5 protein-coding genes are annotated in these 10,990 nt (G+C 59.0%); 3 read left to right on the top strand and 2 right to left on the bottom strand.

What is annotated here, in order from left to right:
- The coding region (locus tag GIW04_RS21905) for an immunoglobulin-like domain-containing protein (RefSeq protein ID WP_236479191.1) at positions 1–6,698 on the top strand (6,698 nt) is incomplete at its 5' end.
- Between the two features lie 151 nt (positions 6,699–6,849).
- Positions 6,850–7,188, top strand: coding sequence for a hypothetical protein (locus GIW04_RS21900; protein WP_003187438.1), 339 nt, complete (start codon positions 6,850–6,852; stop codon positions 7,186–7,188).
- A gap of 22 nt (positions 7,189–7,210) precedes the next feature.
- Here the strand turns inward: GIW04_RS21900 and lapD are convergent, their stop codons facing one another.
- Both lapD and lapG read right to left on the bottom strand, forming a co-directional pair.
- Positions 7,211–9,157, bottom strand: coding sequence for a cyclic di-GMP receptor LapD (gene lapD / locus GIW04_RS21895; protein ID WP_236479190.1), 1,947 nt, complete (start codon positions 9,155–9,157; stop codon positions 7,211–7,213).
- Between the two features lie 14 nt (positions 9,158–9,171).
- Positions 9,172–9,795 (bottom strand): cysteine protease LapG, encoded by a 624-nt coding sequence (gene lapG / locus GIW04_RS21890; RefSeq protein WP_413469055.1) that lies wholly within the window; start codon positions 9,793–9,795, stop codon positions 9,172–9,174.
- A gap of 319 nt (positions 9,796–10,114) precedes the next feature.
- Between lapG and GIW04_RS21885 the strand changes: the two genes are divergently transcribed.
- Entirely contained in the window at positions 10,115–10,822 is a 708-nt protein-coding gene (locus GIW04_RS21885) for a GntR family transcriptional regulator (protein WP_003187432.1), read from the top strand.
- Positions 10,823–10,990: the final 168 nt, after the last annotated feature.

Raw genomic sequence — 10,990 nt, 5'->3', positions numbered from 1 at the left:
AACCAGCGACAGCCTCGTGGGCTCGGAGAGGTGAAAAAAAGACAGAGAGCACCCAGCCCATCAAAACCCCCGAAACCACTGGCGGCAACTTCGAAAAACTGGAAGTTGCAGGTAATGGCGCAACCACCACGATCAACGACACCATCGACAAAGTCGATGTGGTCCTGACCGCCACTACCACCGTCGGCGAAGGCGGCAATATCGTCTACACCGCCAGCCTTGTGGATAAGAACGGCGCACCGGTGACCAACATCACCAATCCGCTGACCGTGACATTGGATAACGGCCAGACCATCACTATTGGCGTAAACCAGTCGAGCGGTTCTATCACCACCATCGCGCCAGACGATGTCTACAAAGGCGACCAGACCGTCACTACCGCCATCAAAGGCGTGACCGGCGGCGAGCACTTTGAAAATCTGGTTCCAGGTACTACCCCGGTTAATACCACCGTTACGGATACACCAGGCACTGACAACACCACTACGGTGACGCTGACCGCTCCGGCCGAGGCAAACGAAGGTGGGCAGATCACGTACACCGCCACGCTTTCCAACAAAGCGGGCACTGACGTAACGCTGAAACTCGACAACGGTTCTTCGATCACCATCAAGGCTGGCGACACTGTTGGCACTGTGACTGTGCCCGCTCCAAGCGATGACGTGTTCATCGATAAAAGTACCCAGACCGTCAAGATTACTGACGCTTCCGGCGGCAACTTCGAAAAACTCGAAGTCGCAGGTAACGGCGCAACGACCACGATCAACGACACCATCGACAAGGTGGATGTAGTTCTAACTGCTACCACTACCGTCGGCGAAGGCGGCAACATCGTCTACACCGCCAGCCTTGTGGATAAGAACGGCGCGCCGGTGACCAACATCACCAACCCGCTGACCGTGACATTGGATAACGGTAAAACCATCACCATCGGCGTAAACCAATCGAGCGGTAGCGTTTCGGTTCTTGCTCCTGATGATGTGTACAAGGGCGACCAAACTGTCACCACCGCTATAAAGGGTGTGACCGGCGGCGAGCATTTCGAGAACCTGGTGCCTGGCACTACGGCAGTGAACACCACTGTCACCGATACCCCCGGTACCGACAACACCACCACTGTGACGCTGACAGCGCCAAGTGCCGTTAACGAAGGTGGTCAGATCACTTACACCGCGACCTTGAGCAACAAGGCCGGTACTGACGTCACCTTGAAGCTGGATAACGGCTCTTCGATCACCATCAAAGCTGGCGAGACCGTCGGTACTGTGACCGTGCCTGCGCCTACCGATGACGTGTTCATCGATAAGAGCACTCAGACCGTCAAGATCACCGACGCTTCGGGCGGTAACTTCGAAAAACTGGAAGTTGCAGGCAGCGGCGCGACCACTACGATCAACGACACTATCGACAAGGTCGATGTGGTCCTGACCGCCACCACCACCGTCGGCGAAGGCGGCAACATCGTTTACACCGCCAGCCTCGTGGATAAAAACGGCGCACCGGTGACCAACATCACCAATCCGCTGACCGTGACCCTGGATAACGGCAAGACCATCACCATCGGCGTAAACCAATCGAGCGGTAGCGTTTCGGTTCTTGCTCCGGATGATGTGTACAAGGGCGACCAAACTGTCACCACCGCTATCAAGGGTGTGACCGGCGGCGAGCACTTTGAAAATCTGGTTCCAGGTACTACCCCGGTTAACACCACCGTTACGGACACACCGGGTACCGATAACACCACCACCGTTACGCTGACAGCGCCAAGTGCCGTTAACGAAGGTGGGCAGATTACGTACACCGCAACGCTTTCCAATAAAACGGGCACTGATGTCACGCTGAAGTTAGATAACGGTTCGTCGATCACCATCAAGGCCGGCGAAACCGTCGGCACCGTGACTGTCCCTGCGCCTACCGATGACGTGTTTATCGATAAGAGCACGCAGACCGTCAAGATCACCGAGACCACTGGCGGCAACTTCGAAAAACTCGAAGTGGCAGGCAATGGCGCAACCACCACGATCAACGACACCATCGACAAAGTCGATGTGGTCCTGACCGCCACTACCACCGTCGGCGAAGGCGGCAACATCGTCTACACCGCCAGCCTTGTGGATAAGAACGGCGCACCGGTGACCAACATCACCAATCCGCTGACCGTGACCCTGGATAACGGCAAGACCATCACCATCGGTGTGAATCAGTCGAGCGGTTCCATCACCACCGTAGCGCCAAACGACGTCTACAAAGGCGACCAAACCGTCACCACCGCCATCAAAGGCGTGACCGGCGGCGAGCACTTCGAGAACCTGGTGCCGGGCACGACGGCGGTGAACACCACCGTCACCGACACACCAGGCTCCACCGACCTGACCACCGTTACCCTGACTGCCCCGACCGCGGTCAACGAAGGCGGCCAGATCACCTACACCGCCACCTTGAGCAACAAGGCCGGTAGCGACATGCTGGTCCAGCTCGACAACGGTTCGAGCATCACTATCAAGCAAGGTGAGACCGTGGGCACGGTGACCGTCCCGGCGCCTACCGATGACGTGTTCATCGACAAGAGCACCCAGACCGTCAAGATCACCGGCACCACCGGCGGCAATTTCGAGGGCGTAACCATCACACCTGCGGGCGCCACGACCACCATCAACGACACCATCGATGACGTGACCGTGGTACTCAAGGCCACTGGCTCGGTCAGCGAAGGCGGGCAGATCGTCTACACCGCGTCCCTGGTCGACAAGAACGGCGCAGCCGTGAACAACGTGGGCTCCGACCTGGTGGTAAGACTGGATAACGGCTCAACCATCACCATCGGCAGCGGCAAGTCCACCAGCTTCACGACGGCTACCGCACCGAACGATGCTTATGTCGGCGCCAATGATGTCAGCGCCAAGATCACCGGCGTGGTCAGCGGTGGCGACAAGTACGAGCATCTGATTGTTGATGGCAGCCCCGCGGTCACCAAGGTCACGGATGTAGTGACTGATACCAAAATCAGCATTACGGGCGACGGTTCGGTCACTGAAGGTGGCACCGCCCACTACACCCTGACCTTGACCAACCCGCCGCAAACGGATGTGACCGTGACGCTCAAATACAGCGGCACCGCCACTGACGGTTCGGACTTCACTGGCGTGTATACCGTGAAGATCCCGGCAGGCTCCAGCAGTGTGCCGTTTGATATCCGCACGCTCGACGACAAGATTACCGAGCCTACGGAACAGATCGTCATCACCATCGACAAGGTCACCGGAGGCAACTTCGAGAACCTGGTGATCGACAAAGGCACTGTCACCACCAACATCCTCGACAACGATGCTCCGCCGGTGATCGACCTGGATGCCAACAACTCCAGCGGCGCCACGGGTGCTGATTACAAGACGACGTTTACCGAGGGTACCGCCGGGCCGGGCGTGTCGATCGCCGACACGGATATCAAGATCACTGACCCAGACAGCACACTGCTGACGGGCGCGACGGTCACGCTGACCAACGCACAGGCCGGTGATGCCCTCAATCTTGGCAATAGCGTGAATGGCATCAGCGTCAGCACCAACAACCAGACGGGCACTATTACCCTGACGTTGTCCGGCAGCGCGACGCTGGCTGACTACATGCAGCGCATCCAGAACATCACGTTCACCAACAACAGCCACGACCCGAGCACCACGCCGCGCACCATCACCGTGACGGTGACCGATGGCGGCAACTACTCCAACGTGGCTACCACCACCGTCAACGTGGTAGCAGTCAACGATGCACCAGTGGCCACTGGCGGTGCCGTGACCGGTACGGAAGACACCGCGCTGGCCCTGACCTGGGCCAACTTCGGCGTGAGCGATGTGGACTCGCCACAAGCCAGCCTCGGGGTGAAAATCACCGAGCTGCCGGTAGCCGGCAAGCTGCAATACCTGGCGGCGGACGGCAGCACCTGGACCAACGTGACCAGCGGCCAGACCTTTACCAAGGCTCAGATCGATGGCGGCCAACTGCGCTTTACGCCGAACGCCAACGAGTCCGGCGCCGACGGTTATGGCGGCACTGGCGTGGGTAACAAGCAGGCGGATTACGCGCAGTTCAAGTTCCAACCAACCGATGGCAAGGACCTGGGTACCAGCGCCACGGTGAAAGTCGATATCACGCCGGTAGCCGACGCGCCGACCCTGAGCGTGGCAGACAACAACGTTGCCTCCACCGGCCTGGTCAAACAGGGCTGGAACAGCATTGCCGGCCTCGGCAACAACGGCAACGGCGCTGCACCGGACGTGCTGAAAAAAGCCATCGATAACGCGGGCACGCCGAACAACACCTCGGTGGTGACCAACGTCGAGTCTGTCGACAACGTCGCCGCCGGCTCTGGCTCAAAAATCTCCGGCCTGATCTACATGGAAGCCGGCAAGAGCTACACCTTCAGCGGCATCGCCGATGACAGCGTGGTGGTCAACGTTGGCGGTAAAGACGTTGCCAGCGGTTTGTGGGGCACCAACAGCGGCAAGTTCAGCGGCTCGTTCACGCCAACGACCACCGGTTACTACAGCCTTGAGATCTACCAGGCCAACCAGGCGGGCCCAGGCAGCTTCGACGTTAACCTGTCGATCAACGGCGGGGCGGTGCAGAACCTGAGCACCAGCACCGTGCCGTTGTACACCGGCCTTACCGACCTGACCAACGCCGGCGTCACCGTATCCGACCTGCATGGCAGCAACGGTGACGGCTACTACGTGGGCTACAAGCTCAACGAAGGCCAGGAAAACGGCACGGTCAAACTGTCCAAGGTCACCACCGCGCTGACCGATACCGACGGCTCCGAAACCCTGAGCGTGAAGATCAGCGGCATTCCGGCAGGCTCGGTGCTCACTGACGCGTCGGGGCACACCTTTACTGCGGGTAAAACCGTGGGCGAAGTGAATGTCACCGGCTGGGACCTGAACACCCTGACCATCAAGCCGCCGACCTACTACAGCGGCCAGTTCAACCTGACAGTCACCTCGACTTCCACCGAGAGCATCGGCGGTTCAGCGACCACCACCGCGCAATTGCCAGTCACGGTGCATCCGGCGACCTACAATTCGGTCACCGGCACCTCGGGCAGCGACACCATCAATGGCAGCGATGGCAACGACATCGTCGTGGCCGACATCGCCGGCCTGAACGTGGTGCAGGGCAAGAACTACAACATCGCGTTCATGATCGATACATCGGGCAGTATGGGTGCGGACTCGATAGCAGCGGCAAAAACCTCGCTGACTACCACGTTCAACTCGCTGAAAAACAGTATCGGCGCCAGCACCTCCGGCACTGTGAATATCTTCCTGGCGGATTTCAGCGACCAGGTCAATCGCACGGTGACAGTCAACCTGAAAGACCCAGGTGCATTGGACTCGCTGCAGAAAGTCCTGGACTCCATGGTGTCTACCGGCGGGACCAACTACGAAGACGTGTTCAAGGCCGCGTCCAACTTCTTCAAAAGTGCCCAGGCGACTGGCAACACTGGCGCTATTAATACAACGTACTTCATCACCGATGGTCAGCCGACGTTTTACCAAGCGTCCGAGCAGACCAACCCGTACTTGTACGGCAACGTCAGGCTCGATGATGTCGTCACCATGAACAACTACACCATAGGTACCGCCACCCGGATCAACATCGATTCGAATAACTACCTTGATATCAACTCTGCCGGCAAGGTGACCCTCTGGTCTTACGGCTGGGGATACAACAAGGGAATCATCCACGCCCAAGGGGATGGCACCTATGAAATATCGGTGCAAGGCGGCCTCGGATACGATACCGACTACTCCACCACCCTCAACTCCAACAGCGCGTTCGCACTGCTTAAAGGTCTGTCCACAGGTGGCGTAGAAGCCATCGGCCTCAATAGTGGGGTCAGCTTGAATCAGCTGGCACCGTACGACAGCGATGGCAAGCCACAGGCCAACATCGATCCGAAGGACCTCGCCAACGCTATCCTCGGCCACACCGAGGCGACGTTGCCGGGCGCGGACACCGTCAGCGGTGGCGACGGCAACGACATCCTGTTCGGCGACCTGGTGAGTTTCAGCGGGATCAATGGCGAGGGTTACAACGCACTGCAGGCCTTTGTCGCGCAGAAAACCGGCGTGGCTGTCTCTGCGGTGACCGCCTCTAACGTTCACCAGTACGTCACCGAACACTATGTGGACTTCGACGTCTCCGGCGCCAAGGATGCCAACGACACGCTGCTGGGCGGCGCTGGCGATGACATCCTGTTCGGCCAGGGCGGCAACGACACGCTCGACGGTGGCAAAGGCAATGACATCCTGCTGGGTGGCACGGGTAACGACACGTTGATTGGCGGCCAGGGCAACGACATCCTGATCGGTGGCTCGGGGGCCGACACCTTTGTGTGGAAGTCTGGCGACATCGGCAACGATGTGATCAAGGACTTCAAGGCCTCGGAAGGCGACCGCATCGATCTGCGCGATTTGTTGAAAGGTGAAACCGACAGCACCATCGACAACTACCTCAAGATCACCACGGTAGACGGCGTGTCGACCCTGCAAGTGAGCAGTGAAGGCAAGCTCAACGCCGCCGGTGGCCTGGCCAATGCCGATGTGACGATCAAGCTGGAAGGCAACGATTGGTCCCACACCAGCATCAACTCGCTGATCAGTGGTGCCGACCCGACCATCAAGATCGACCACACTTAAGACACGATTAATCGGCCGCCCTTTCAGGCGGCCGTTTTTTTTGGCCTGCGGGTGGCTGGCCCTGGCGGACGGGGCATCGCATACTCACGCCCATACACGCCGCGTTGACCTATGCTGTTGAACGCCTGTGGCGCATTTTCGAGGGGTTGTTATGTTTTACGTGCAACGTGATGCACAGGGCGCGCTGGTTCGCGTAGAGGCTGCTGCCTTTACCGAATCCACTGAAACCCTGCCGGCCGATCACCATGAGATACAGGCCTGGTACGCCAACGAAGTGGTGGAAACCAGCCTGGCCCAGCTCAAACAGAGCGACTTGGAGATGATCCGGGTGCTGGATGACTTGATCCAGGTGCTGACCCGCAAGGGGGTGATCAGCGTGACCGACCTGCCGCCGGCAGCCCAGGCCAAGTTGATGGACCGTAACCAGGCGCGGGAAGCGTTGGGTGGGTTGAGCCAGTTGATCGATGATGACGAGAAAGGATTGATTTAATCCAACCGCTCCTACAGGTAAATTATTTCCAGGGCGCGGGCTCGCCAAACAGTTGGCCCTGCACACCGAAAATCCCCATCTCACAAATCACTTTCAATTCGCCCTCGGTCTCTACACGCTCGGCAATCAGCGGCAGGTCGATGCTATGGGCCGCTCGCTGGATGGCCTCGATAAACAGGCGCTTGTCACTTTCCTGGTCGATGGCGCGAATGTAGCTGCCGTCGATCTTCAGGTACGCCAGGCCCAGGCGCGCCAGGTTGCCGATCATGCTGAACCGCCCACCGAAACGTTGCAGGCTGAGGGAGAAGCCTAGCTCGCGCAGGCGCTGGGTCATCTGTTCCAGCACGTGCTGCTCAGGCAATTGCTCTTCACCGATCTCCAGGGTGAGGCGCGGGCCCAGGTTGCTGTGCTGGCGTAGCAGGTCATAAATGCGGTTCAGGGCCTGGGGGTCCTGCAGGGTCGCGGCCGAGAGGTTCAGCGCCAGGTTCTCGGTGTGGCTGCTCATCTGCTTGAGCACCTGCTCCAGCATCAGGCGGTCCAGGCGGGCCGACCAACCGAAGCGCTCAAGCCACGGCAGGAAGCGCCCGGCCGGTATGGTGTGGCCGTCTTCGTCTTGCAAGCGCGACAGCACTTTGTAGTGCAAGACCAACTGTGGGTCCTGGCTGGCCACCACCGGCTGGAAATACAGCTGGAAGCGCTGCTGGGTCAGGGCCTGGTCCAACAAGGTATGCCAGGCATGGTGATCGTCACCGACACTGGCGGCGGCGCTGCGGTCCAGGCACACCCAACTGGTGTCGCCCTGCGCTTGGGCCTGGGCCAGGGCCTGGTCGGCCAGGGTCAACAGGGCTTGGGGCGCGTCGCCATGGCTGAACGGTGCCAGGCCGATATAGGCGACCGGTGTAACGTCGCTGGCACCGGTCGCTTGCAGGCTGAGCAAGGTGCTTTCCAGGTTTTGCGCCAGTTGCACCGCTTCTTCACGCATCAACCCTGGCGCCAGCACGGCGAACTCACCGCCACGAATACGGGTAACGAGGTTATGGGTTTCCGGATACGGCGCGCACTGGCGCAGCAGTTGTTCGCCAACCGCTTGCAGCAACTGGTCGGTACGCTGGCCCCCCAGGCGCTGGTTGAGGCCAGCCAGGTCCTTGACCCGCAGCAACAGAAGGTAACCAGAGTTGGTCTCTTCCGGGTTACTGACGCGGGCGTTGAGTTGCATCTCGAAATAACGGCGGTTGGCGAGGCCGGTGAGGTTGTCCTGGTAGGATTCGGTGCGCAGTTTTTCGCTACGCTCAGCCTGCTCCTGGAAGAGCGCCTTGAGCTTTTCCGCCATCTGGTTCATGGCCTGTACCACGCGCCGCAGCTCTGGCGTGCGGGGCAGGTCCGGCAGGCTGAGGAACTCACGGCGGGCAATGGCGTGGGATTGCTTGACCATATAGTCCAACGGCTTCAGTTGCCGGCGCAGCAGCAGCCCACCGAGCACCACACTGACCGCGCCGCACAGCAGCAACCAGCCCAGGCTGCCCAGGGCGCTTTGCCAGAGCTTGGCCAGGGCGAACATCGGATGGCTGACCACTTCTACCCGTGCGGCCTGTTCCCAGCCACGGCTGACCAACGCATCACCACCGGCCGGCTCCAGGCCGATCAGCTTGACGAACCAGTTGGGCACGCCGTTGTTGTCGGGAATACCGCTGCGCTCGACGATGGTTTTGTCGGTGGCCAGGTCCACGACGCGGATGCTGGCGTAGTAACCGCTGTCGAAGATCGAGCTGACCAGCAGCTCCACCATGGCCGGGTCGTCGATATTCGGAGTCAGCGACAACGCCAACGCCGTTGCGGCATCCTGGGCGTGGGAGCGCAGTTGGTTGACGTACTGGGTGCGCGAGCTTTCCAGGCTGACCATGAAGCTGCCGCTGAAGGCGACCACCAGGAACAGACAGATTGCGATCAATAGCTGTTTGAACAGAGACATCCGATCAGTTACTCCTAGTTGGCAGGCTCGGCTGGAAAGCCTTCCGCACGCATTTTTCTCAACACATCCTGCCAGCGCGACAGGCGTTTGGTATCACCGACTTTCTTGTTGCCCTTGGCACCGGGCAAGTACAGCCCCTCGGCGTTGAATGAGTACACCGGGACCAGATCGGTGCGACGGGTGGCCGGCAGGATCTCATCCATCAGGCTGTCGAGCACCAGTGGTACGGCGTCGGGGGTCGAGTAATAGGTCAGGACCATGTGCGCTCGATTCTGCCGCAGGGCCTTGACGTACGTGATGCGCAGTTTGTCGCTGGATACCCCCAGATGACGCAAACTGAAATACTTTGCGATGGCGTAGTCTTCGCAGTCACCGGCGCCTTTCCAGAGTGCTTCGACGGGTGTCTCCCAATAATCGACAACGTGCCAGAGATCGATGTCTTCCACGTAGGTCATTTGCTTGTTGAAGAACAAATTGACGACCTTGAGCTGCTCCTGCTCGCTGACCTGTTTTTGGCTCGCCAACAGCCGCTGCCAGGCGTCGATACGCTGCTGGCCTTGGCCCAACGGCCCGTAGACGGCGGTGGCCTTGCGGCTGATCTGCGAGAAATCCCAATCGGCACGTAGCCCGCCGAGCATCAGGCCAGCCAGTAAAATTGCTGATAAAAGCCAGCAAAGCAGTCGATAGGGAATAAAACTTACCGCCAAAGTGTTCAGTCCATGAAAGAGACGGAATTTCAACGAATGGTGAAGCCTGGCCCTACAAAAAACAATGGCACAGTGCAATCATTCGCGGGAGCCCCGTTTTTATAACCGCCGCTTGTGAGAGACACAAAGTATGCTGTGTAAGCCCTTACAAACGGAAACTTTGGCTGTTTGACAAGCGCTTGGCCCATCTTTAGTGTTCTTTGGATCCAATTAGCCAAACTATTATTCAAAAAGGGAGGATAGCGCAACCGTGACGCAGAAGCCGAACCCATTAAGCAGCATCAAAATCAGCGGGCCTATTCCCGCCCATCTTGCGCGCTCCGTTATTGAAGAAACCTTGCGTAATGCCATCCTCGATGGGCGATTGCCCTGTGGCACCGCCATGCGCCAGCAAGAACTGGCCAGCCTGTTCGGCGTCAGCCGCATGCCCGTGCGCGAAGCCTTGCGCCAGCTGGAGGCGCAATCCTTACTGCATGTGGTGACTCACAAGGGTGCCGTCGTCGCCCCCCTGATCGAGGACAATTCGGCTGAGACCTATGCCTTGCGCATGCTGCTGGAGTCCGAGGCCCTACGCCTGTCGATTCCGTTGCTCACCGACGCGGACCTTGCTCAAGCCGAGGCCTGTATCAATGCACTGGAAAGCGAAAAAGACTACACCGAGATTGGTCGGCTCAATCGCCTGTTTCACATGGTGTTGTACGGCAAGGCGCCCAACCAGCGGCTACTCACTCTGGTCGAGCACGGATTGAATGAGGAGGAGCGCTTTCTGCGCTTCAACCTTGAAGCGATGGGGCTGGGCGAGACTTCCCAGGAGGATCACCGCGAACTGCTGAGCCTGGTAGCGCAGAAGAAGGTCGAGGAGAGCATCCTGACGCTGCGTAACCACTTGATGCGAGGCATGGAGGTAATCGCGACCTACCTCAGGGGCCTTGAGAGCGCCGACAAAAAAGCCGGGTAGTCGGTTTTTTTCGCTTGAGCCCTTAATACTTACGTGACGGAGCAACTTCCCTATCCGGATTGTTGCCCCGTCAGACATATTAAAAAAATCAACTAAAGGACAATTAACGCCGACTTAGCGCACGGAAAAATCCCACCTACAACCTGGCAACTTACCGCACATATAAAC

The organism is Pseudomonas sp. PA-4-8C, assembly GCF_021606625.1.
Taxonomy (GTDB): Bacteria; Pseudomonadota; Gammaproteobacteria; order Pseudomonadales; family Pseudomonadaceae; genus Aquipseudomonas; species Aquipseudomonas lactis.
Note: the sequence above shows the minus strand (reverse complement) of the source record. Positions and strands in the feature narration are given on the sequence as shown.

Coding starts and splice junctions, on each gene's coding strand:
- lapG (WP_413469055.1), bottom strand. CDS start 9,795: ATGCTCGGCGGGCTACGTGCCGATTGGGATTTCTCGCAGATCAGCCGC.
- GIW04_RS21900 (WP_003187438.1), top strand. CDS start 6,850: ATGTTTTACGTGCAACGTGATGCACAGGGCGCGCTGGTTCGCGTAGAG.
- lapD (WP_236479190.1), bottom strand. CDS start 9,157: ATGTCTCTGTTCAAACAGCTATTGATCGCAATCTGTCTGTTCCTGGTG.